General features: G+C 63.1%; 26 protein-coding genes. 15 read left to right on the forward strand and 11 right to left on the reverse strand.

Annotation, left to right across the window (positions count from 1 at the left end):
• Nucleotides 1-5: 5 nt before the first annotated feature.
• Both ilvB and G9463_RS12605 read right to left on the reverse strand, forming a co-directional pair.
• Nucleotides 6-1,763 carry a biosynthetic-type acetolactate synthase large subunit gene (gene ilvB / locus G9463_RS12600; RefSeq protein ID WP_007188411.1) on the reverse strand — a complete coding sequence of 586 codons (1,758 nt, stop codon included), beginning with the start codon at nt 1,761-1,763 and terminating at the stop codon, nt 6-8.
• A gap of 345 nt (nt 1,764-2,108) precedes the next feature.
• The gene (locus tag G9463_RS12605) at nt 2,109-3,353 is read right to left on the reverse strand and encodes a LeuA family protein (RefSeq protein ID WP_004593274.1); all 1,245 of its coding nucleotides are present in this window, start codon (nt 3,351-3,353) and stop codon (nt 2,109-2,111) included.
• Between the two features lie 126 nt (nt 3,354-3,479).
• On the opposite strand from G9463_RS12605, the gene G9463_RS12610 reads away from it, so the two are divergent.
• Nucleotides 3,480-3,782: a DUF5779 family protein gene (locus tag G9463_RS12610; protein WP_005535188.1), complete on the forward strand. Its 303-nt coding sequence runs from the start codon at nt 3,480-3,482 to the stop codon at nt 3,780-3,782.
• A 121-nt stretch (nt 3,783-3,903) separates the two neighbouring features.
• Here G9463_RS12610 and G9463_RS12615 read toward each other — a convergent pair whose 3' ends face one another.
• On the reverse strand, nt 3,904-4,182 hold the full coding sequence (locus tag G9463_RS12615; protein ID WP_127013418.1) for a hypothetical protein: 279 nt from the start codon (nt 4,180-4,182) through the stop codon (nt 3,904-3,906).
• Between the two features lie 147 nt (nt 4,183-4,329).
• Entirely contained in the window at nt 4,330-5,016 is a 687-nt protein-coding gene (locus tag G9463_RS12620; protein ID WP_165896882.1) for a VOC family protein, read from the reverse strand.
• 121 nt (nt 5,017-5,137) lie between these two features.
• On the opposite strand from G9463_RS12620, the gene G9463_RS12625 reads away from it, so the two are divergent.
• A complete protein-coding gene (locus tag G9463_RS12625; protein ID WP_165896883.1) occupies nt 5,138-5,818 on the forward strand; it encodes a hypothetical protein in 681 nt (226 codons plus the stop codon).
• 47 nt (nt 5,819-5,865) lie between these two features.
• Nucleotides 5,866-6,276: a hypothetical protein gene (locus G9463_RS12630; RefSeq protein WP_049944582.1), complete on the forward strand. Its 411-nt coding sequence runs from the start codon at nt 5,866-5,868 to the stop codon at nt 6,274-6,276.
• 8 nt (nt 6,277-6,284) lie between these two features.
• Here G9463_RS12630 and G9463_RS12635 read toward each other — a convergent pair whose 3' ends face one another.
• From G9463_RS12635 to G9463_RS12645, 3 genes are all read right to left on the reverse strand, one after another.
• The gene (locus G9463_RS12635) at nt 6,285-6,494 is read right to left on the reverse strand and encodes a ribbon-helix-helix domain-containing protein (RefSeq protein WP_004593281.1); all 210 of its coding nucleotides are present in this window, start codon (nt 6,492-6,494) and stop codon (nt 6,285-6,287) included.
• A 44-nt stretch (nt 6,495-6,538) separates the two neighbouring features.
• Nucleotides 6,539-6,709 carry a hypothetical protein gene (locus G9463_RS12640; RefSeq protein WP_007188407.1) on the reverse strand — a complete coding sequence of 57 codons (171 nt, stop codon included), beginning with the start codon at nt 6,707-6,709 and terminating at the stop codon, nt 6,539-6,541.
• A 243-nt stretch (nt 6,710-6,952) separates the two neighbouring features.
• Complete coding sequence (locus tag G9463_RS12645) at nt 6,953-8,128, reverse strand: Xaa-Pro peptidase family protein (protein ID WP_165896884.1); 1,176 nt, start codon at nt 8,126-8,128, stop codon at nt 6,953-6,955.
• Between the two features lie 134 nt (nt 8,129-8,262).
• Between G9463_RS12645 and crtD the strand changes: the two genes are divergently transcribed.
• The 7 genes from crtD to G9463_RS12680 all read left to right on the forward strand — a co-directional run bounded on the left by crtD (nt 8,263) and on the right by G9463_RS12680 (nt 14,420).
• Nucleotides 8,263-9,750, forward strand: a complete 1,488-nt coding sequence (gene crtD / locus G9463_RS12650; protein WP_165896885.1) for a carotenoid 3,4-desaturase — start codon at nt 8,263-8,265, stop codon at nt 9,748-9,750.
• Nucleotides 9,751-9,753: 3 nt separating this feature from the next.
• Nucleotides 9,754-10,638, forward strand: coding sequence for a prenyltransferase (locus tag G9463_RS12655; protein WP_004962656.1), 885 nt, complete (start codon nt 9,754-9,756; stop codon nt 10,636-10,638).
• The gene (gene cruF / locus G9463_RS12660; RefSeq protein ID WP_165896886.1) at nt 10,631-11,512 is read left to right on the forward strand and encodes a bisanhydrobacterioruberin hydratase; all 882 of its coding nucleotides are present in this window, start codon (nt 10,631-10,633) and stop codon (nt 11,510-11,512) included. The genes G9463_RS12655 and cruF overlap by 8 nt, the downstream gene beginning before the upstream one ends.
• A gap of 81 nt (nt 11,513-11,593) precedes the next feature.
• Complete coding sequence (locus G9463_RS12665; protein ID WP_004962661.1) at nt 11,594-12,430, forward strand: HTR-like protein; 837 nt, start codon at nt 11,594-11,596, stop codon at nt 12,428-12,430.
• A gap of 133 nt (nt 12,431-12,563) precedes the next feature.
• Entirely contained in the window at nt 12,564-13,436 is an 873-nt protein-coding gene (locus G9463_RS12670; RefSeq protein ID WP_165896887.1) for a hypothetical protein, read from the forward strand.
• Nucleotides 13,429-14,064, forward strand: a complete 636-nt coding sequence (locus G9463_RS12675) for a hypothetical protein (protein WP_121302769.1) — start codon at nt 13,429-13,431, stop codon at nt 14,062-14,064. The genes G9463_RS12670 and G9463_RS12675 overlap by 8 nt, the downstream gene beginning before the upstream one ends.
• Nucleotides 14,065-14,096: 32 nt before the next feature.
• On the forward strand, nt 14,097-14,420 hold the full coding sequence (locus G9463_RS12680) for a transcription factor S (RefSeq protein WP_004593290.1): 324 nt from the start codon (nt 14,097-14,099) through the stop codon (nt 14,418-14,420).
• Here the strand turns inward: G9463_RS12680 and G9463_RS12685 are convergent.
• The gene (locus tag G9463_RS12685; protein WP_165896892.1) at nt 14,417-15,202 is read right to left on the reverse strand and encodes a winged helix-turn-helix domain-containing protein; all 786 of its coding nucleotides are present in this window, start codon (nt 15,200-15,202) and stop codon (nt 14,417-14,419) included. The two genes, G9463_RS12680 and G9463_RS12685, sit on opposite strands and share 4 nt — an antisense overlap.
• Nucleotides 15,203-15,506: 304 nt before the next feature.
• Between G9463_RS12685 and G9463_RS12690 the strand changes: the two genes are divergently transcribed.
• Nucleotides 15,507-16,334, forward strand: coding sequence for a hypothetical protein (locus tag G9463_RS12690; RefSeq protein ID WP_165896888.1), 828 nt, complete (start codon nt 15,507-15,509; stop codon nt 16,332-16,334).
• 78 nt (nt 16,335-16,412) lie between these two features.
• Here G9463_RS12690 and G9463_RS12695 read toward each other — a convergent pair whose 3' ends face one another.
• The gene (locus G9463_RS12695; RefSeq protein WP_004962674.1) at nt 16,413-16,685 is read right to left on the reverse strand and encodes a hypothetical protein; all 273 of its coding nucleotides are present in this window, start codon (nt 16,683-16,685) and stop codon (nt 16,413-16,415) included.
• 179 nt (nt 16,686-16,864) lie between these two features.
• Between G9463_RS12695 and G9463_RS12700 the strand changes: the two genes are divergently transcribed.
• The 3 genes from G9463_RS12700 (at nt 16,865) to G9463_RS12710 (ending at nt 19,635) form a co-directional block, all read left to right on the forward strand.
• Nucleotides 16,865-18,175: a phosphoribosylglycinamide synthetase C domain-containing protein gene (locus tag G9463_RS12700; protein WP_165896889.1), complete on the forward strand. Its 1,311-nt coding sequence runs from the start codon at nt 16,865-16,867 to the stop codon at nt 18,173-18,175.
• A 91-nt stretch (nt 18,176-18,266) separates the two neighbouring features.
• On the forward strand, nt 18,267-18,518 hold the full coding sequence (locus G9463_RS12705) for a hypothetical protein (RefSeq protein ID WP_004962681.1): 252 nt from the start codon (nt 18,267-18,269) through the stop codon (nt 18,516-18,518).
• A 106-nt stretch (nt 18,519-18,624) separates the two neighbouring features.
• Entirely contained in the window at nt 18,625-19,635 is a 1,011-nt protein-coding gene (locus G9463_RS12710; RefSeq protein ID WP_011222953.1) for a DUF368 domain-containing protein, read from the forward strand.
• A gap of 5 nt (nt 19,636-19,640) precedes the next feature.
• Here the strand turns inward: G9463_RS12710 and G9463_RS12715 are convergent, their stop codons facing one another.
• Complete coding sequence (locus tag G9463_RS12715; RefSeq protein ID WP_049938739.1) at nt 19,641-20,744, reverse strand: NADH:flavin oxidoreductase/NADH oxidase; 1,104 nt, start codon at nt 20,742-20,744, stop codon at nt 19,641-19,643.
• 98 nt (nt 20,745-20,842) lie between these two features.
• A complete protein-coding gene (locus tag G9463_RS12720) occupies nt 20,843-21,808 on the reverse strand; it encodes a beta-ribofuranosylaminobenzene 5'-phosphate synthase family protein (RefSeq protein WP_165896890.1) in 966 nt (321 codons plus the stop codon).
• A gap of 121 nt (nt 21,809-21,929) precedes the next feature.
• Between G9463_RS12720 and G9463_RS12725 the strand changes: the two genes are divergently transcribed.
• Nucleotides 21,930-23,164, forward strand: a 1,235-nt coding sequence (locus tag G9463_RS12725) for a dihydroxy-acid dehydratase (RefSeq protein ID WP_165896891.1), incomplete at its 3' end; no start/stop codon positions are given.

Genomic DNA, 23,164 nt, shown 5'->3' on the forward strand with positions numbered 1-23,164 from the left:
CATTGTTAGATCATGTCCAGATGGTCTTCGTTGAGCGCGAACTGGCCGTTGTCACCGCCGCTTGGGACCATCGGGAAGACGTTCTCCCCGGGGTCGATGTGGGCGTCGATGACGCTCGGGCCGTCGTAGTCGCGTGCTTCCTGTATCGTCTCCTCGACATTGTCGTAGGATTCGAGCGTGAACCCGCGTGCGCCGAAGGCCTCGGCGAGCTTGTCGAACTGCGGGATCCACGGGTACTCGGAGGCCATCCGGCGGCCCTCGTAGAAGCCGTCCTGCCACTGGCGGACCATCCCGACCGCCTCGTTGTTCAGGACGACGTAGGTGATATCGAGTTGCTCACGCACCGCGACCGACAGGCCCTGCACGGTCATCAGGAACGAGCCGTCGCCGTCGAAGCAGACGACCTCCTGGTCCGGCGCGGCGAGTTTGGCACCGATGGCGGCTGGCACGCCGTACCCCATCGTCCCGAGACCGTGGGACGACACCCACGTCCGGGGCTCGGTGTACTCCCAGAACTGGGAGGCCCACATCTGGTGCTGGCCGACGCCGGTACAGACGATAGTGTCGTCCGGCGTCATCTCCGAGAACTGCTCGACGACGTACTGCGGCTTCAGCGGCTCGTCGTCGGGCGTGTCGTAGTCCATCGGGTACTCATCTTTCCAGGTCTGGCACTGGTCGCGCCACTCGTCGGCGTCCGGCGCACGCGGCATCGCGTCGAACAGCTGCCGGAGCACGTTCCGGGCGTCTCCGATGAGTGGGTAGTCAGCGTAGACGTTCTTGCTGATTTCGGCCGGGTCGATGTCGACGTGGATGACCTCCGCGTCGGGGGCAAAGGAGTCGACGCCGCCGGTCAGGCGGTCGTCGAAGCGCGTCCCGATGGCCAGCATGCAGTCGGTGTTGCTAATCGCCATGTTGGCGTAGCCGGTGCCGTGCATCCCGGCCCACTCAAGCGAGAGTTCGTGGTCCTCGGGGAAGGAGCCGATGCCGGGCATCGTCGTGATGACCGGAATCTCGTACTCCTTTGCGAACTCACGGAGCGCACTCGATGCGTCTGCCTTGATGACGCCGCCACCCGAGAGGATGACCGGGCGGTCGGCTTCGGCTAGAGCTTCTGCGGCCTCCTGGACGTTTTCGTCGTCGGCTTCCTCCGGCACCTCGTAAGTCTCCGGCGTCTCGGGGGAGCCGGGTTCAACCTCGGTTTCGCCCTGAGTCACGTCCTTCGGCAGGTCGACCAACGTCGGTCCCTGCCGGCCGGCGTCAGCGAGCGCGAACGCTTCGCTGACATCGTCGCCGACAGTGTCTGAGTCGGCAGCGAAGTAGCTCTCCTTCGTGATCGGCTGGGTGATGCCCACCGTGTCCGTCTCCTGGAACGCATCGTTGCCGACGAATTCCGTCGGGACCTGGCCGGTCAGCGCGATGACCGGGTCCGAGTCCATGTTGGCGTCGGCGATGCCGGTCACGAGGTTCGTCGCCCCGGGGCCGGACGTGGCGAAACAGACGCCGGGGTCGCCGGTGACGACGCCGTACGCGTCCGCCGCGTGTGAGGCCCCCTGTTCGTGGGCCATCGTGACGTGGTTGATATCGGAGTCGTACAGCGCGTCGTAGACGGGCATGATTGCACCGCCCTGAACGCCGAAGACGTAATCGGTCTCGGCGTTTTCGAGCGCGCGAATAACCGACTGCGCGCCCGTTGTGACCGGCTCCTGTTTGGTTTCTGGTTCTGTTTCTTCCTCTTCCTTGGGGACGGATGCGCGTTCGCTCATCGTGTCATCCCTCCGTCTGTTCGTGTTCGGGGTCGATACCGCGGTGATGTGTGTGCTGCGTGCATGACTGATGACTCTGTGGTGGTATGACGAATCGATTCGGCCGGGGGTGAAAAGGTAAAGAGAGGGGCTATAGTGCCCCTACAATACGCACGCCGAGAATAGCGGTCGCGGTGCTGGTGGGGGTTCGAACCTGACGCCCAGCAGCCGCGGTCATCACATCCGAATGCAGTTCGTCCCGAATAATAAACGTTCTGTGATAGCTGTTGGCGGGCAACCGCTCGAAACCGGGTACTCACCGGTGGCTGCTCACTCGTAGTGACAGCCGGAAGCGAGGTCATTGGCCTACGCCCGGACCTCCTCGCTCTCCTCGGTCACGCCGATCTCCTCGGCGAACCGTTCAAGCACCGACATGGTGACCTGCTCTTCCGCGCCGTACTCCTTGACGCGGCGAGTCACTTCGCGGACCTCCGCCTCGCTCGGGTCGTATCCGGCGTCGACGAGCCGTTCCCGAACCGAGTGGGCTCCGGTGTGCTTGCCGAGCACGAGCTCGCGTGTGGCCCCGACCATCTCGGGAGTCATGACACCCGGCTCGAACGTGTCGGAGTTCTCGATGACACCGGCAGCGTGGATACCGCTCTCGTGGGAGAAGGCGTTACGCCCGACGACAGGCTTGTTCGCCGGCACCCCGATGTCGGACTTCTCCTCGACGATCCGCGACAGCTCTGTGATGCGGGTGGTGTCGATTCCGGTGTCGACATCGTAGAGCGACTCCAGCGCCATCACGACCTCTTCGTAGGCCGCGTTGCCGGCGCGTTCGCCGATCCCGTTGACCGACACCTGCGCCTGGCTGGCTCCGGCCTCAAAGCCGGAGATGGCGTTGGCCGACGCCAGTCCGAAGTCGTCGTGCGTGTGCACGTCGATGTAGGCATCGGTGCAGTCGTCGACGATTTCGATGAGGTCGTAGAACCGCCGCGGCGTGGCGACCCCACACGTGTCCGGAATGTTGATCCAGTCCGCCCCCGCCGCGGACGTGGCCTCGATGACTTCGACGAGGAAGTCCTCGTCAGTCCGAGTCGCGTCCATCGGCGAGAACATGCATTCGACGCCCGCATCTTTGATCATCTCGACACAGTCGACGGCAGTGTCGAGTGCCTCCTGACGGGTCGCGTGCATGGAATCTTGCAACTGTACGTCCGACGTCGAGACGAAGGTGTGGACCATGTCCACACCGGAATCCAGAGCCGCCTCGATGTCTTTCTCGACCACACGCGCCAGTCCGCAGGTCGTCACTCGCGTGGACTCGGCGATGTCGCGCACTGCCTCGAACTCCGCGTCGGAGTTGACGGGGAACCCGGCCTCGATGACGTGGGTGCCCATCTCGTCGAGCAGCGCGGCTATCTCGCGTTTGTCCTCGTAGTTGAACGACGTGCGTGGTGACTGCTCACCATCGCGCAGCGTGGTGTCGAAAATCCGTGCGTCTGTTATCTCAGACGTGGAATCCAGTGTGCCCTGGAAGAACTCGATCCGCCGGAGATTCCGACGTGCCCTCGTTGTTGGACATAAGCACCCGTAACTGGATGCTTCCACTATTTATACCTGTCCATAAGGCGGTGATGCGTACACACGTCACACAGGTACGACCGCGGCCAGTGCGACTGCCGCGCGTCAGACAGGTGGGGAGGATTTTTGCTCTATCCGCCCATGTGTGTGGCTATGAGTGATTTCGAGGGGCTGGACCTACAGGCCGTGGAGGACCAGATGGATGAGGACCGTGATGGGGCTGGTAGCAATCGCGTCGTGCTCGGCGTCCTTGACGGATCGGAATCGCCCGACCAGTGGATCGACACCATCGAGAACGGGTCGGTACTGGTCCTCAACGTCGAGGGCGACCTGAACGAGCTTGCAGCCGGGTTCGCCCGACCGGTCCGCGAGGCCGGCGGCGAACTGATGCACTTCCGCGGGTTCCTGATTGTGACGCCGCCGGGGGTCAGCATCGACTCCGAGCGGCTGGATTGAGCGACACAACAGGCTGCATCCACCGAGCGGTGCTGTCGTGGGCGATACATTTCTCTGTGATGTCTATCGAAACCACGGGCGTAGCGATTTCGGCCGACGACAGAACAGCTAGCACGACCGCTCACGGCGAGAGCAGTCGCTGCAACAGGCCGTGCCACACGCGAATACCGTGGTTCCACGCTTGCCAGTAGGCGTCAAAGAAACGAGGGGAACCACTGTCAGTGTGGCGCGGTCGGGTCGTGATCTGGGTGTGACAATCCGGGCAGCGGTAGTGCGTACTACCACACCGTTCGACCACAGCCCAGTCACCGTCGTACCTGCTCTGGTGCCCACAGTCCGGACAGAACAGCGTCGCCTTCGCGGGGACATCGTGTTCAGTCCGGGAGTCAGTCAGGGACATCCTCGACTCGAACGTGGCTCTGGATACGAAAAGAACCTACCTATGAGGGGCCTATACGGCTACTAGTACAGGGGAGGTCATTATATTCGCATCCAGCGAGTGCATCCCCGAATATCACTGGGCGGCCACGCCGACACCAGCGGCCGCCTACGCTGATACCAGCGTCAGGTAGTGGCCGTCCCGGTCCCTGATTCGGACGCCCTCGTCGACCGATGTGACCGCAAGCGCGTCGTCAGCGACTTCCCTTGCCGTCGATTTCGGGTCTTCGGCAACGACGCCGAAGTCCACGTGGACGCCGCCGCGGGCGTCGGCGATGCCGAGCCGTGGTGACCACAACTCTAGGTCGAGGTCGCCGGTCGACAGCCTGACCCGGCCTTCGTCGCGGCCGTCGTCGACCAGTTCGAACCCTAGCGTGGTGTAGAACTCCACTGCCGAAGACAACTCCTCGACTTCGAGGACGAGTTCGAACAGGCCGGTGACGCCAGCGCCGTCGACCGCCCGCTCACCGAGTTCCACACAGTTACCCTGCGGGTCATAGAAGTACAGCGACCGCGCGTCCCCGAAGGTGTGTTCGACCAGGTCGAAACGCTCGTCCAGCCGGTCGTACCAGTCATCGTACTCCCGCTCGGGAATCGTGAGCGCGTAGTGGGTGTGGAGCCCGCCGCGCGGCACCGCTCCCGGAGCGCGGAGCCTGAGTTCGGTGTCGCCGGCTGCGAGTACGGCCTCGTCTGGGCTCTCTGAAACGACATCAAGTTCCAGAAAGGCCTCGTAGAACGCCGTCGCACGGTCTGGGTACTTCACCTCTAGCGTGATCCAGGCGGGCGATGAGAGCATATCGGCGCTTCGACCGCCACTGACAAAGCCGCTGTGGACGCCGTTTCACAGGCGAAACAACGACAGCACGCGTGTTTCCCGTTCGCGACCATTTATTCGCGTCAGGCTCGTACAGAGGCGTATGCCAATCAAAGGTCAGAGCGAGGCGACGGAGTGGCTGGAGACGAACCGCTGGGAACGCGGCGTGAGCTACATTCCGTACCCCGACGAGATGATGGTCCGGGCGAGTCACGTTCTCAAAACGGATGCCGGCGTGTTCGTCGCCGACCCGATAGACGTCGACGGTATCGACGACCTGTTCGCGGAGTTCGGCGAGGTGGCTGGCGTCGTCATTCTGTTAGACCGGCACAAACGCGACAGCGCCGCCGTTGCGAATCGACACGACGTGCCGGTGTATATCCCCGACTGGATGTCAGGTGTCGAAGAAGATATCGACGCACCGGTTGAACGCATGCACCAACAACTGCCGGGCACGGACTACGGCGTCCACAAGATCATCAAGAACTCGTTCTGGCAAGAGGCCGCGCTGTATGGCGACGAAGACGACACGCTCGTCGTCCCAGAAGCGGTCGGGGCGGCGGACTACTTCCTCGCCGGCGACGAACGACTCGGTGTCCACCCGATGTTGCGCCTGTTCCCGCCGAAGAAGCTCACGCGGCTTGACCCCGAACGAGTGCTGGTCGGGCACGGAGAAGGTGTGATGGAAGACGCCGCCGAGGCCATCGACTACGCGCTTCGCGGGTCCCGCGGCCGAACGCCGGGGCTGTACGCGAAGAACCTCAAGTCGCTCGTGCTCGGCTAAATCGGGTCAAACGACGCCGTTTTACCCGGGCCGTGCGAAAGTATGGCGTGGTCTACGTCACACGCGGACTCGTCGAGACGCTGTTACGGCTCGCCAGCGAGGCCGAACCTGACGACGTGACGATTTCGCTGGCCGTCACGCCTGCTGGAGAGCTTCCTGACACAGACTTGCCGGACGAGACGCCGGTGTTCACTGACTTTTATCTCCCCTCAGCCGGGGCCTCAGTGAAGGCAGTGTTCGGCGTCGACCTGGGGACGCCAGCCGGCCAGACGCAGGGCCGGTTCGTCTCCCATCCCGAGGGGTACATGGGTGTTAGCAAGACCGACGACCTGCATGAAGTGATTTTCGTCGGCATCCCGCCGTGGGATATCGACGCCTTCGGAGCCTTTGACAGAGCCGGGCAAGCGCAGGATGTCACGATTCTCGACATCGAGCCGCCCGAGAAGTATCCGCAGTAGCGACCTAGCTACTCCAAGTAGCCCAGGTCTCGCAGCTGGTCGGTGATATCCTGAAACTGCGCTTCGGTCAGTTCCCCTTCCCGCTGGTGTTCAACGACGATACTCCGGAGCAGGAACCGGACGAGGTCGGACGTACTGGAGAAACTCGTCCCTTCGATGGTCTCTTCGACGCGCTCCGCGAGGTCCTTCGGAATCGATACTGTGGTGTAATCAGCCATATCGACACGGATGTTTGCCTGCGGGATATGCGTTGTGTCCCAGTTTAGCGCGGGTCCGTGGCCTCAGTGTCGAACTGGCCCATCGTGGCGTGATTGGTCGGCGAGAACATCTTCGGCGCGCGGCGGGACCGAGACTGGTCGTCCGCGTTGTCAAAGGGCAGTGTGGTTGTCGGGTACGAGTCCTCGTTTCGGGGGGTCGTGATTCGTGTTGTCATCCTGGGGGTCGTGTCGGCCGGCGTCTGTGGTTTGTAGGCAGTGCAGTGTGGGTGTCGCGTGCAGGGCGTACATCTGATACAAGCATTGGGTACCACCACCTTTTGACCCATCCATAATAAATGTTCATGATGGTGGCGCAGAAATACTGTTGTGTGGTAACAAGCCGTTTGAAAAGGAATATCATAGATTAACGGCGGCCAGAATGAAACTGCAACTATAGCTTTCGGGCCGATTCAACTACCTCAGACTACAAACTGGATCTCGTACTCGGTCAAGTTTTCGTAGCCGTCGGCAGTGACGACGGCGATGTCCTCGATTCGGACCCCGCCGACAGCAGGGTCGTAGAGGCCGGGCTCGATAGTGACGATGTGCCCCGGTTCGAGTTCGCCGCCGTTCGGCGCCAGCCGTGGAAGCTCGTGGACGTCCAGCCCGACGCCGTGGCCTGTGCTGTGGATGAATCCCGTCTCCGTTCGGTCGTCGTCACGCAGCGTCGGTTCGCCGGCGTCCTCGTACACGTCACAGACCGCGTCGTGTACGTCCGCGCCGGTCGCACCGGGTTCCAACGCGTCGAACGCGGCCTCCATCGCGCGTTCGGTCAGGTCGTACCACTCGCGCACCGTCTCGCTGGGCTCGCCTTTCACGAACGTCCGCGTCATGTCGGCGTGGTACTTCGTCGCCTTGTCCTTCGGGAAGATGTCGATGATAACCGGCTCGTGGGCGACGAGCGGCCCGCTCCCAGAGTCGTGGGGGTCCGCAGCGTCCGCCCCGCAGGCGACGATAGTCTCGTCCAGCGAGCAGCCGTGCCGGAGCAGCGTCACCTCGATCTCCTCTTTCACCCGCTCGCTCGTCAGCGTCTCACCGTCAACTTCGAGCGTCTCGTCTTCGGCAATGTCCGACGCTTCGAGCAGCGATTCAGCAGCCTCCATTGCCGCCTCGTTGGCCCGCTGTGCCGTCCGGACGTAGTCGACTTCTGTCTCGGTCTTGGTTGCTCGGATCTCCGTGACGATGCCGTCGGTGTCTGCCGACACGTCGACACCACGTTCGCGCAGGCTGTCTGCGGTCCGGAGCGGGAACCGCGGTGGGACGGCCACGCTATCTACGTCATAGGCCGCGAGGAAATCTGCGAGAACGTGTGAAACGGCCTCGTCAGGGCCGTGCTCCTCGACTTTGCTCTGGTGGTCGAAATCGACGTAGCGTTCGACGGTCTCGGCCCGCGACTCGCGCTTGGCTCGGCCGAACTCCAGACTCCGCGGGAAGAGCAGATGTGTGTCACCGTCGTACAGCGTGATGAACGGGTCCGGCGCGTCGAAGCCGGAGAGATAATACTGGTCTGACACCTCAGAATCCGCATCGAGGAGGTAACCGTCAACGCCGGCGTCATCGAGATATGCGTCCAGTGCTGTGAGGTCAGGTTCCATACGTGTCAGTCTGTCCCCCATCCCCATATACGTCTCCCACTGAGTCGCTCGGTGGCCCGATATATGACCACGAATACCATACCGATGTAGTTTGGCCGCTCATTTATTGACGCTCCAGCCCCTCAATACTAGTAATGAGTGACTTGTCCGGTGAAGACGTGACTGTCGTCGGTGGCGGCATCGGTGGGCTCTCCGCTGCGTGCTATCTGGCGGACGCAGATGCGAACGTTTCGCTACTGGAGAAAAACGAGCAACTCGGGGGTCGCGCCTCCCGGCTGGAGGTGGATGGGTTCCGGTTCGATATGGGTCCGTCGTGGTATCTGATGCCCGACGTGTTCGAGCGCTTCTTTGCGTACTTCGGCAAGGAGCCACGCGATTACTACAACCTCCAGCGACTCGACCCGCACTACCGGGTCTTCTTCAAGGACGGCGACCAGATCGACGTGACCGGCGACAACGACCAGATGGCCCAGAAATTCGAGGAGTACGAACCCGGTGCGGGCGAGGCCTTCCGGGACTACCTCGCGACGAGCGAACGCCACTACGAGACGGCGATGAACAAGTTCGTCTATGAGGACCGCTCGGAGCTGCGCGACTGGGTCGACCTCGACGTGATGACTGCCGCGCCGGTCGGCCTCCAGCTCATCGGCACGATGCAGAGCCACGTCGAGGACTACTTCGAGCACCCGAAGCTCCAGCAGATCATGCAGTACACGCTGGTCTTCCTCGGTGGCTCTCCGCGGACGACGCCAGCGCTGTACAACATGATGAGCCACGTCGATTTCAACCTCGGCGTGTACTACCCCGACGGCGGCGTCGGCGCGGTCGTCGACGGCCTTGTCGAACTCGGCGAGGAACTCGGCGTCACCTACGAGACCGACGCCGAAGTCAACGAGATTTCCCGGCGGAAGGATGGATTCCTCGTGGAGACAGTCCACGGCAACACGACCCACCCCGACGAAGTGGTTGTCAACGCCGACTACGGCCACGCCGAACGGGAACTCCTGCCCGACCACGAGCGCCAGTACGACGACGACTACTGGGACGACAAGACGTACGCGCCGTCCGCCTTCCTCATGTACATGGGCGTCGAGGGCGACGTGGAGCCCCTGAAGCACCACACGCTCGTCCTGCCGACGGACTGGGACCCCCACTTCGACGACATCTTCGACGAGCCCGCGTGGCCCGATGACCCGGCGTACTACCTCTGTGTGCCCTCGAAAACCGACGACACCGTCGCCCCCGACGGCCACTCGAACCTGTTCGTCCTAGTCCCCATCGCGCCGGGGCTGCACGACGGCGACGAGATCCGCCAGGAGTACCGCGAGAAGATTCTGGCCGACATCGCCGACAACACCGGCGTCGACCTGCGCGACCGCATCGTCTACGAGAAGCAGTTCGCCGTCTCCGACTTCGGCGAGCGGTACAACGCCACGGAGGGCACAGCTCTCGGGCTGGCACACACACTCCGCCAGACCGCCCTGCTGCGACCCAACAACCGCTCGTCGGCCGTCGACGGCCTCTACTTCACGGGGTCGTTCACGACGCCCGGCATCGGCGTGCCGATGTGTCTCATCAGCGGCGAACACACCGCGGAGGCGCTCATCGAGGATATCGCCTGAGTAATGCCCGAACTCCCGACCGACCGCATTACCGCCGTCATTCCGCCGGAGGAGACGCTTGTGGGCTACCTGTTGCGGCTCTCCCGGCCGCGGTTCTGGCTGTACCTCGGCGGCCCGGTCATCGTCGGCGTCAGCTACGCGGCCGACGGCCCGGGAGAGTTGTTCTCGCCGCTGGCTATCGCGCTGTTTCTGTACTTCACCATCCCTGGGAACGTGTTCCTCTACGGCGTCAACGACATTTTCGACGCCGACATCGACGAGCACAATCCCAAGAAAGACGAGGGCCGGGAGGTCAGCTACCGGGGGGACAGCGCTATCACAGCCATCGTCGTCGCCAGCGGCGCGCTCGCGTTACTGTTCGTTCTCGGGCTGCCGACGCTCGGGGTCGTGGCCCTGCTCGCCTGGATTGGGCTGTCGATCGAGTACTCGGCCCCGCCGTTGCGGTTCAAGACGACGCCGTTCCTTGATTCCATCTCGAACGGCCTGTACATCCTGCCCGGTGTCATCGGCTACGCCGCTATCGAAGGGGTGGCCCCGCCAGCGACAGCGGTCGCCGGCGCGTGGCTCTGGGCGATGGGGATGCACACCTTCTCGGCGATTCCCGATATCGAACCCGACCGCGAAGCCGGCATCCAGACGACGGCGACGTTTCTGGGCGAGTCAAACACCTACTACTACTGCGTGATGTGCTGGCTCACGGCCGCGTTCGTGTTCACGTACACGCACTGGGTGTTCGGACTGATACTGCTCGTCTATCCCGGCCTCGTCTTCGGAATTCTCGGCATCGGCGTCGACATCGACGAGGCGTACTGGTGGTATCCTGCGATTAACACCGTCGTCGGCATGGTGTTCACGCTCATTGCGCTGTGGGTGATGCTGTATGGGTAGTGGCGAAGACCGAACGCTGGCGGGCTGGACGCTCCCGGAAACAAAGACCGACGCGACCGCGCAGTTCGACCAGTTCGTCACTGAGAACCGATTTACCATCGCCGTCGTCTTTCCGCTCGTCGGCGCGGTGACCTTACTCGCGAGTGCCGAGGGGCTTCTGCCGGACCCGCTCGCGTTCAATCCCTACTTCGTTCTGTTCGGGACGTTCGTGATGCGACTCCCGCTAGTCGCCGGCGTCTTTCCGCTCGTGGACCGCCGGGCCGGCCTTGCGCTGGTCGCGCTGACACTCTACTCGTACGGCATCGAACTCGTCGGCGTCCGGACCGGCTGGCCCTACGGCGATTTCATCTACGGCGTCGACCTCGGCCCAATGTTGCTCGGTGAGGTACCGTTCGGGCTCCCGGTCTTCTTCTTCCCGCTAGTCCTGAATGCCTACCTGCTCGTCCTGCTGTTGCTCGGCAACAGGGCAGCGTCAACCGCGGTCCGGCTGCTGGCGACGCTGGCGACGGTCATGCTCGTTGACCTCGTGCTTGATCCGGGTGCTGTGGCCATCGGCTTCTGGATCTACGAGATGCCGCAGTTCTACGGCGTCCCGTGGCAGAACTACGCCGGCTGGCTCCTGTCGGGATCAGTCGCCGTCCTCCTGTTCGACTTCGGGTTCGACCGCGCGGGGCTCCGCCGGCGACTCCGGGACTGCCCGTTCATGCTTGATGACCTGGTGAGCTTCGTCCTGCTGTGGGGCGGTATCAACCTGTTTTACGCGAACTGGGTACCGGTCGGTCTGGCCGCGCTGCTGGGGGCTGGCCTCCTCTGGACGGACCGCTTCGACTTCGACCTCTCAGAAACCCGGCTCGGCCGTGCCGTCTGGCGGTGACCTCGTGGCTTGCTGTTGCCCGCCTGTCACGACCGCCGAGACAGGCCAAGCGTTTAAGCAACCACGTAGGTAGGTGAACGTATGGATCGAATCCCGTTTGGAATCCGCCAGCTTGATTCCATCATCAACGGTGGAGCGCCCGCGGGGAGCGTCGTCCTGCTCTCCGGCGAGGCCGGCGCTGGCTCCCGGGAGTTCATGCATACGAGCGCACTCATCAACGGGCTCGAACAGGTAGACACGGAGCTGCACGACCTCTACTACGGCGACCGCTCGCCGGACGCTGTCGCCCCGGACGAGGTCCACTACATTTCGTTTACGACAAACGAATCGCAACTGGTCAGCGAGATGCGGCTGGCGATGGACGACGATGTGGTCGATAAGGGGAGCCGGGCGGTCGAGTTCCACGACCTCTCAGAGCGATATTTCCACATCAGTCCGGTGCCACGGGACTGGTACGCCAGCGAAACCGCATCGATCACCGACCTCCGGGCGCGGCACGAGCGGGAGGACCTGCTCGGGACGCTCGGCATGGTGCTGAACGAGGTGGCGGCGAACAACCTCGTCGTCATCGACTCACTATCGGATCTTGTCAGCGCCATGGGTGAGGAAATCGAGTGGTCGGACATCAGCTCACTCGTTCAGGGGCTTCAGAAGGCGGCCCATCAGTGGGGCTGTCTGCTCCTCTTGCACATCAATCCCGAGACGCTGTCGACGGTGCGACACGGGCAACTCGTCGACGCCTCCCACGGCACGATGGAGTTCGCGTGGGAATCCGGCGGCTCCACTCGCGCCCGAACCCTCGTCGTCCAGCAGTTCCGTGGCGTCCTCTCACAGATCGAGGACGAGGACATCGTGCAGTTCGAGACTGAACTGGGCGATGCCGGCTTCGACATCAGCGACGTGCGCAAGATTCGATAGCGATAGTCGGCGGGACAACTGGCTGTAGCTGTCGGCAGAGAACAACGAGAACGCTGCTGCGTGGTCGCTTCCACTCTCGGTATCTGAAATCGGCGGTAAACCCTTATCAGTGTTGTTCGTCAAGGGTGTCGTAATGTCCTCCGAGTCGACTGATGACGGGGGAGTGTACGTCGAGCTATCTGCAGATCTAGACGAGTGGCTGACCGAGCAAGCCGAGGCACTCGGCGTGCCTCGCGACGCCGTCATGGAGCAACTGCTGGCCGCATACATGACAACAGCCGATTCGGACGGCGAAATGGGGGACCACCTCCAGCCGTCGTCGGACGAACTGGATGCCGTCGTCGCCGCAACCGTAGACGAGAAGCTGAACGGCTCAGTCGAAGCGGCGACCGAGAGCGCTGTGAGTGCCCAGATCCCCGATATCGTCGATGCGGTGGAACGCCAGCTTGCCGATCGGTTCGACGCGCTCGAAGCGGACTTTCAGACGAAAATCGACGACGTTCGCGAGCGCGTCGTGCAGGTCAAACGGGAGGCTGACGCGAAAGCGCCGGCTGACCACAGCCACGAGGAGTTCGACCGCATCGAGGCACTCTCACAGGAGATTGACGCGATGGAGACAGAACTCACCGCGCTTCGAGGCGATCTGACCGATTCGGTCGAAACGCAGGACGAGCGAGTCGCCGACATCGACGCCCGTCTCGACGATGTCGAAGACAAACTCACTCGCGTCGCCTGGGTCGTCAGCGACCTCCGCGACGACCATGGCGGCCGGGACCAGAACCAGAAAGCGGTCGACCGGCTGAAACGCGCCGCGGCACAGGAGAACATCTCGACGGCACGGTGTTCGAACTGTGACGAGCAGGTCGATATCGGGCTCCTGACCGAACCCCAGTGTCCGCACTGTAACACGACAGTGTCGGACGTGCGACCCGAGGGCGGCATTATCCGCTCGAAGGCGCGGCTGGTGGCCGCAGCACAGCTTGAACCGGGCGAGACCAATGAGTGACGACGAACGAGACCCCTTCGAAGAACTCGATTCCGGCGACGAGCGCGAGGGCGACCCGTTCGAGCGCCTCGATGCGGGGCCTGACGGCGCGAACGACTCGACAGACGCACGCCAGCCACCCGACGATAGCTGGACCGACATCGAATCGAGCGACGAACCGACCGACGATATGTCCGAGACGGGTCCCAGTGCAACTGATGATGACGACCTGCTCTCAGCCGTCGACACGGAAGAGTTTCGTTCAGATTCGGCAACTGACTCTGACAGGCCACTTTCTGGATCGTCACCCGATTCAGATGACCCCTTCTCGGGAATGGACGAGCGCGGCGAAGACCCCTTCGGGAGCGGCGAAAGCGCGTTCGAGCGGGTCGATGTCGACCACATCGACGCGGATAAGGTGTGGGCAGAAATCGCCGCCGACGACGATAACGAAACCACACCAGAGAGCCGGTACGCGGAGGTGTCGAAACACCGCTACTGTGAGCAGTGTGAACACTTCTCCGCGCCGCCGAACGCACACTGCACGAACGACGGGACCGAAATCATGGAGTTCCTCGACATGGAGACGGTCCGACTGCTGGACTGTCCGGTGGTCGCAGAGCAACACGAGATCGAAGACGAGCAGTAACGGCTTTTTGCCTCGGTGTCGGACGGGCGTGTATGCAGTTCTGCGACGACTGTGGCTCGATGATGCACGCCGATGGTGACGAGATGGTCTGCCAGTCCTGTGGCGCGCGGGTCGCGAAAGACGAGGACCGCGCGGCGGCGTTCGTCAGCACGGACGAACAGAGCGACGACGAACTGATAGAGACCGAGGAGGGGTCGAACTTCGAGGGGAAGCCCACGGCCGACGACGTGACCTGTGAGGAATGCGGGCACGGCAAAGCGTGGTACACGATCAAACAGACCGGGTCAGCCGACGAACCGCCGACGCGATTCTTCAAGTGTCAAGAATGTGGCCACCGGTGGCGTGAGTACAACTAGAGCAGCGAATCTAGAATCCGGAGCTCTTCGTCCTCGGATATTTTCTCGGAGTCCATACACGCGTGGACAACCTTGTGGACGAGTTCGGGGTCCTGAAACGGGTCGGATTGCGGCGATCCGCCGCCATCCGCGATGGTTTCGACCTGCCCTTCGAGCTCGGCCAGTTGTTCGGAGAGGTCCTCAACAGTCGACTGGAACGTTGTCAGTGTGGTGTTCACCTCGCCGGCTGCTGTTTCGGCCGCCGCGATAGAGGACTCGGTGCTGTCGGACGCGGTATCTGGTTCTGACACCCGACTGTCGGCGTCATCTGGGGTGTCTGTTGACTCCGATGATTCGCTGTCGGATGCTGGGGTTTCGGTCTTACCGGAGGGGGTCGCCGACCCGGTCTCCTGCTCGCAGAACACAGCGTTTGCGAACGCCTCGCGGTTCGTCCAGTCGAACCCGTCGATGCCGTTGACGCGATTGCTCACGGTCGAAGCGGTGACGCCGAGCGTTTCTGCGAGATCTCGCTGGGACGCGGTGGGGTGTTGCTGAATTGCCCGGAGCGTCTCGCGCTCTGTCGACGAGAGGTCCTCGGGGGCCGGGTGCGACTGTGACCCCGCCGACGGTTCAGCCGGTGACTCGTCGGACGAGTCCGTCTCGTCGGTTTCAGCCGGGTCGCCGTGTTCTTCGAGGACCCGTTCGACCAGTTCCGTTGTCGCGCTCGGTACTTCGGCCGCAAGCTCTGCGATGGACGCCTCAGGGTTCTCGGCCGCTACGTCGAGTATTTGCTTGTGACGCATCGATTTGGGGGCCGTTTGGCCCTTCGTTGATTTGCTCATTGATATCACCTCGTAGGGAAGGTGCCGCCACCCAATTCCCCCAACCTGATATACATTTGACCGAAACCAACGGAATTGTCAAAAGCTTTTGGTTAGACACAAACATTAATTAACATGTTATTTAATCAGACCGTGCCTGAATTTCGGTAACACAGACTATGCAGAGCGAGGAGGCAGGTGGGTTCCGGTCGAACGGGGAACGGTCGGTCAAAACAGAATCTGAGCCTTCTGAAGGCATTTATTCAGGGCAGGGCAACCCAGAGTCATGTACCGCCGTCGTGTTCTGGCACTCTGTGGACTGGCTATCATCGGTGCTGGATGTCAGGGTGAGACTGCTGACACCGAAACAGTGACGCCGGTCCGGTCGCCGGTCGTCAGCGAAACTGACACCGGGCCGCCGCCCGCGGTGACGGTTACCGACGCCGCGGTGATGCCCGGCGTCGTGGTCCCGGGTACCGACTCTATCACTGTCCAGCCAGCCGACGGCCAGTTCCTCGTGTTGACAACAACTATCCGGGGCTCGGGAGTAGACCGCACCGCGTTTTCACTCAGGTTCGACGGGTCGACGTACAGCCCCGAGACGTTCAGGAACGGCCTGTATCGCGATGGCGAGTGGGGCCGACAGTTCACCGAGACCGGTGGGCCGCTGGTCTTCAACCTCCCCGAAACCGGCTCAGCCAGCGATACTCAATTGTCCTGGCCCGGCGGGAAGTGGACGCCACCGGAGGCAGTTCGAGACCGACTCCAAATCCCGCTCCCCTCGTTCGATATCACGCTTGGCGGGCCAGAGCAGGTCACCGAGCCCGCCAAGCCAACGCTTTCGATAACGGTCACAAACACGGGCGACACCGCTGGTCGGTACGTCATTGCACTCAACCGAACCGGTCCACGCGTCGCCTACGCGCCAGTCGGCCGGTTTGACGGAAAACTGAAGCCGGAAGAGACAGCGGTCATCACGCACGACGGTAAAACACCGTACGTCGACGATACGGAACCCCGCGAAGTCATCTACCGACTACGAGCCCCGAAAGACTACAACGACGCGACACACCGAATCAAGCCGGTCGACGAGGAAACCGAAACCGAATCGTAGTGCTCTATCGCGTTCGAAAACCGACTTTGCCTCGCAGAAAGTCACCAGACAGCCATGCGCTGGCGCAGAAGCGCCGCCTCAGACCCCTTCGAGGTCGGACCGGTACTCGTTGATCTTGTCGTCGGCGTCTTCGATGGCTTCGGTCACGTCGTCCGCGTCACCGCTACTGAGGTCGTTGAGCGCCGACTGGATGCGGGCGAGTCGACCGTGGTCCGGGCCGCGTTCGTCAGTCGCAAGACTGTCAAGCTGGTCGGCGAGTTCGGCGAGGCGTTCGCTCGCCTCATCGCTGCCAGTGTCTTCGGCCGCCGATTCGAGCAGTTCACTCGCGGACGCGAGTTCGTCGCGTGTCATACGTGGCAATTTACAGATGGGGACTAAAACGATTCGGCTTACGCGAGCGGGTTTATTTAAATAAGCAATGGGTGTCCAACGGGCCGGCATGACACTCCTGCGTGCAACAATCGCGATAAGGATGACCCGCGGTCGGCACGACGGACAACGTTTACCCCGCACCCGCTCGCAGACGTGCTATGGCAAATTTCCTCTTCTGTTCGCTGGACGCAGCGCTCATCGGCGACATTGCGTGGCAGGTCACCGAGGAGGGACACGACGTTCGCTATTACATCGAGGCCAACAGCGATCAGGAGATCGCCGACGGGTTCGTCCCGAAAACTGACGACTGGCGAGGGGACCTCGACTGGGCTGATGTCGTCATCTTCGACGACATCTGGGTGGGCAGCGATATCGGTACCGGCGAAATCGCACGGGAACTCCGAGCCGAAGGTCACGCCGTCGTCGGCGGGACGCCCAATACGGACGCGCTCGAAGAAGACCGCGGCTACGCGATGGAGATACTCGAAGACCACGGTGTCAACACTATCGAGCACCACGTCTTCGAGGACTTCGACGCCGGCATCCAACACGTACAGGAGAACCCCGCCCCGTACGTCATCAAACCGCTCGGGGAAGTCCAGAACGTCAAGCGACTCCTCTACGTCGGGAACGAGGACGACGGCAGTGATATCGTCGACGTGCTTCGTGCCTACAAGAAGGCGTGGGGCCACCGCATGAAGGGCTTCCAACTACAGCGGAAGGTCGAGGGCGTCGAAATCGCGGTCTGTGGCTTCTTCAACGGCGAGTCGTTCGTCGAACCGATCAACTTCAACTTCGAGCACAAGAAGCTGTTCCCGGGCAACATCGGTCCCTCGACCGGCGAGATGGGGACCTCGATGTTCTGGGCGGGCCGGAACGAACTGTTCGCGGAGACGCTCGGCAAGGTGGAAGGCTGGCTCGCCGACGAGGGGTACGTCGGCAGCATCGACATCAACTGTATCGTCAACGACAGCGGGATCTATCCGCTGGAGTTCACGCCGCGCTTTGGTTATCCGACCATAGCGCTCCAAGAAGAGTCGTTTGAATCAGAAACGGGCCAGTTCTTCCTCGATCTGGCACACGGGCGCGACCCGGACTTGGAGGTCCATCGTGGATATCAGGTCGCGGTTCGGGTCGTCCTCCCGCCGTTCCCGTTCGACGACGAGGAGACCTACGATGAGAACTCCCGCAACGCCGCGGTCGTCTTCGAATCCGACAGCCGTGAGGGTATCCACATCGAGGACGCAAAGCGGGTTGATGAGCAGTGGCGGGTCGCCGGCGAGAGCGGGATGCCGCTGGTCGTCACGGGCAAAGGCGAAACAATGCAGGCGGCCCGCGAGCAGGCCTACAAGCGCGTCGATGCTATCCGTATCCCGAACCGCTACTACCGCGACGACATCGGCGAGCGCTGGATCGACGGCGACGGGGATCGGTTGCAAGCCTGGGGCTATCTCGGCCCGGCCCTGTAAGGACAGAGTGCCTGCATTGTCTTGCACCGCGCCCTTTGGCACGCGCCGAACGGGGACCTTTATGTGTGTAACACATACTCATGGATGACGAATGGATGCACAAACTGAACGGTCGCCGCTACACGTCTCGCACACCGACCACGACGACGGCTGGACGGTCGCCGTCGACCTCGACTCACTTCAGGTTAGCGACGACCACGTGACAGTTGACATCATCGGAACGGAGGCTATCGTGGCCGTCGACGCCCCGCACCTCCAGACGGAGTTCGACATCGACCTGCCGGCCGCCGGCGCAGTCCAGACACTCAGGAACGGCGTGCTCACGCTATCGCAGCGGAGCTAGCGCTGTCGCGGACTACTTGTTCAGCCGCAGTTTCGTCGTTGTGATAGCTCCATAACACGATGGGACTCCACAAGGGATTTGAGCGTGATGCTGGAAGCGTTCAGTGATGACCACTCATCCTGACCGGGACCCAAGCGACCTGCCGACGATTCGGGGCTCGGTGCCGCCGCTCCGTGCGTGGCTTCGAACGTTTCTCATCGGCCTCTGTATGGGCAGTGCCGATGGCGTCCCCGGCGTCTCTGGCGGGACAATCGCGCTTATCGCCGGGGTCTATGAGCGACTCATTGCTGCGATTACCGCCGTCACCCCGGGCCGGATAGTGCAGTTCTTTCGCGCACTCGCTCCCGTTGACGGCGGTGTCGATGTCCGCGGCGCGTTCTCCGAACTCCTCGAAATAGATATCTGGTTCCTCCTCGCGCTGGTCGCCGGCGTCGCCACCGCTGTCGTCATCGTGACACGAATTGTCCACATCGCCAGTCAGGAGACGCCGGCACTCCTCTTCGGATTCTTTTTCGGGCTCATCGCCGCCTCAGCGATAGTGCTACTGCGAAGTCTCACAGTCGACTCCCCATTCCAGGCCGGGGCCGGCGTCGTCGGCTTTCTGGTCGCATTCTACGTGTCCGGCGTCTCGAACGCCGCCACAAATGGTGGCGGCCTCGCACTGGTCTTTTTCGCCGGCATGGTCGGCGTCAGCGCGATGATTCTGCCCGGTATTTCGGGGTCGCTGTTGCTCATTATCCTCGGCCAGTACACCCGCATGTCGACGGCCCTCAGTGAGTTTGTCGACGCGCTCATCGCGCTCGTTACTGGCGGCCCAACCGAAGACGTGACCACGACCGCCGTGCCGGTCGTGACGTTCATTCTCGGCGGACTCGTCGGCTTGTTCACCATCGCGCGCGTCGTCCGGCGGGCGCTTGATTACAACCGCCGGGCCACGCTGGCCTTCCTCGTCGCGCTCGTCGTCGGCGCGCTGCGCGCCCCCGTCGTGGAAGTGCAGGACAAAGTGGGTTTTTCGACGGACGTGCTCATCGCGTTCGTGGCCGCTGGTGCCGTCGGCGCGGCCTTCCTGCTCGTGCTCGACTGGTACGCCGTCGACCTCGACCTCGATAAGGTGTAGGGCAGTCAGAAGCCCCAGGCGCGACGGTACTGTGGCGGCCCCTCTATTTCGTCGGTCGCGTCGAGTTCCTTCGCAGCAGTCATCGTGAAGTACGGGTCCCGGAGGTGTTCGCGGCCGACGATAGCCATGTCGGCCCGGTCATTAGCGATGACGGCTTCGGCCTGTTCGGGCGTCGTGATGCCGCCGACAGCGCCGACAGCAATGTCCGACTCGGTTTCCGCTCGAATCTGCTCGGCGTACTGGAGTTGGTAGTTCGGACCGGCGTAATCGGGGCGGGATTCGGGGTGGATGCCGCCGCCGCTCACGTCGATGAAGTCCGCACCGATGTCGGCGAGTCGGTCCGACAGGCGCACGGAGTCCTCGACGGTCCATGCGTCGCGGTCGGGGAGCCAGTCAGTCGCCGAGATACGGACGAACACCGGCTTGTCGTCGGGCCAGACATCACGGACGGCAGCGGTAACCTCCCGTGTCAGTCGCGTACGCCCCTTGAAGTCGCCGCCGTAGTCGTCCTCGCGGTGGTTCGTCACTGGCGAGAGGAACTGATGCAGGAGGTAGCCGTGAGCGGCGTGGACCTCTGCAACCTCGAAGCCGGCATCGAGCGCGCGCTCGGCGGCGGTGCGGAACGAGTCGATGACAGCCTCGATACCGTCCTGGTCGAGCGCTGTCGTCGGCGGTGCCTCAGTGTCCTCGTACGGCCACGGGTCGTCACTCGGGCCGACGACTTCCCAGCCCCCGTCGTCGGGCTGGAGCGGGTCGTGCCCATCCCACGGTCGTTCGATGGATGCTTTCCGGCCAGCGTGGGCCAGCTGAATGCCCGGGACGCTGCCCTGTTCGCTGATGAACCCCGTAATCGGTTCCAGCGCCGCCGCGTGCTCGTCGCTCCAGATACCCAGGTCCTCCGGCGAGATGCGGCCGCGAGCTTCGACGGCGGTCGCTTCGGTCATGACCAGCCCCGCGCCGCCGACGGCACGGGAGCCGAGATGTGTCCGGTGCCAGTCGGTGGCGAGGCCGTCGCGGGCGTCACAGGAGTACTGGCACATCGGTGAAACCATGACGCGATTCGGGACTGTCGTCTCGCGGAGTTCCAGCGGTGAGAACAATGCAGTCATCGCCGAGGATTCGCTGGCGAGACGGATAACCGCACTGGCGGCTGCAAGCATCGTCGTTAGTTCCGGCGACTGGTACTGAACGGCCCGCCGCTTGGCCCCTATTCAGTCAGCGACGCACCGGTGTTCCGGGGCGCGACAACGCGAACCGTTCCGTCGACATCGGCCGCATCGAGTGCCAGCACACCCGCGTCACGGGCCTCCGATTCGTAGTCCGTTGTCGTCAGTCCCCAGACGGTTGGCCCCCAAGAGCTCTGGCCGGCCCCGGAGATGACCGGGGCGCTCGCCAGTGAATCGACGAGTGCGCCGGCTGGCGGGCGGTAGACGCCGCCCTGTTCGTCAGCGTACCACGCGCCGTTGAGTCGGCCCAGCCGCGCCGCGGCCTGCCCGAAGTCGTCGTGGTCTCTGGTAGCAATCGCAGGAAGAACCCGGCGAGTCAGTAACGTCGAAATCTCGTCGGCGATGCCGGGGTCGGCGCGCTCAACGGCCTGCCGCATACTCTGGTCTTCCGCACTCCCGCTCTGGCCGGGGTCGGTATCCGGGATGACGATGACAAAGCGCCAGTGTGCGGGCACGTCGTGATGCGCCAGCACTGGCGGCACATCCCAGTCGCCTTCCGCTGGGGGTTCGGCCGTGAACCGCTCCGTTGGGTGACCGCCGTCAACGATGAATCCGCCCGACTCGAACGCGGCTACGCCGACGCCGCTTCGGCCGCCCCGTCCCAGTTGCGGCGCGTAGGTCCGTGCGTCAGCGGTCCGGTCGTAGGCCCGAACGACGGCAATGAGCGTCGCCAGCGAGAGCTGTGTGCCGCTTCCGAGGCCGACGTGTCGCGGGAACCGCTCCTCGACGGAGACAGCAGCGCCGGGAACGTCAAGCACGTCGACGACGCGCTGAACATACGGCTCGGTCGCCGGGTCGTCACACTGGACTGTGTCGGCTCGTGTCGCCTCGACGGTCAGCCGCGGCTCGTCGAGGGCAAGCCCGACACCGCCATAGAGGCGCTCGTGGGCGAGCGAGAGGTTCTGAAACCCGAAATGAAGTCGCGCAGCGGTCGTGACCGTCGGCATACCGCGGCGGAAGTTCCCGACGGAAAAGAACCTGCTGTCACCGGTGGGTTTCGCCGTGCTCTCATGAGGGACGTTAGCGTGAGTACAAGTTATTTAAGGTTGCCCATGGCCTCGGTGAAATATGAGCAATCAGGAGCGGCAAGAACGTCCGGAAAAAGACCCGGACCTGCGGAGTACCGAGGTGACGGAGGGATACGAGAAAGCCCCCCACCGCGCGATGTTCCGCGCGATGGGCTACGACGACGAGGACCTCTCCTCGCCGATGATCGGCGTTGCGAACCCCGCTGCCGACATCACGCCGTGTAACGTCCATCTCGACGACGTGGCCGACGCCGCCTACGATGGTATCGACGACACCGAAGGGATGCCAATCGAGTTCGGGACCATCACCATCTCCGACGCCATCTCGATGGGGACCGAGGGGATGAAGGCGTCGCTCATCTCGCGTGAGATAATCGCCGACTCAGTCGAACTCGTCACCTTCGGCGAGCGCATGGACGGCATCGTCACCATCGGCGGCTGTGACAAGAACATGCCCGGGATGATGATGGCCGCCATCCGGACGGACCTGCCCAGCGTCTTCCTCTATGGCGGCTCCATCATGCCCGGCGAGCACGACGGGCGTGAGGTCACCATCCAGAACGTCTTCGAGGGCGTCGGCGCGGTCGCCGACGGGGAGATGACTGAAGGCGAACTCGACGAGATGGAACGCCATGCCTGCCCCGGTGCGGGCTCCTGTGGCGGGATGTTCACCGCCAACACGATGGCATCTATCTCCGAAGCGCTCGGTTTCGCGCCGCTCGGGTCGGCCTCGCCGCCGGCCGAGCACGAGTCCCGCTACGAGGAAGCCCGCCGAGCCGGGGAACTAGCCGTCGAAGTAGTGCAGGAACGCCGTAGCCCCTCAGACTTCCTCACCCGCGAGTCCTTCGAGAACGCCATCGCCCTGCAGGTCGCGGTCGGCGGTTCGACCAACGCCGTTCTCCACCTGCTCGCGCTCGCGGCGGAGGCCGGCATCGACCTCGATATCGAGACGTTCAACGAAATCAGCGCCCGGACGCCCAAGATCGCCGACCTTCAGCCCGGCGGCGAGCGGGTCATGAACGACCTCCACGAGGTCGGCGGTGTCCCGGTCGTGTTGCGGGCCCTGAACGACGCCGGCCTGCTCCACGGTGACGCGCTCACGGTCACGGGCAACACAATCGCAGAGGAACTCGAACAGATCGACCCGCCAACGGTCGAGGACCTCGATGTGGACTATCTCAACACTGTCGAGGACCCCATCCACGAGCGCGGTGCAATCCGCATCCTCTCCGGCAACCTCGCGCCCGACGGTGCGGTCATCAAAATCACCGGCGA

It is taken from the genome of Haloarcula sp. JP-Z28 (assembly GCF_011440255.1).
Classification (GTDB): Archaea; Halobacteriota; Halobacteria; order Halobacteriales; family Haloarculaceae; genus Haloarcula; species Haloarcula marismortui.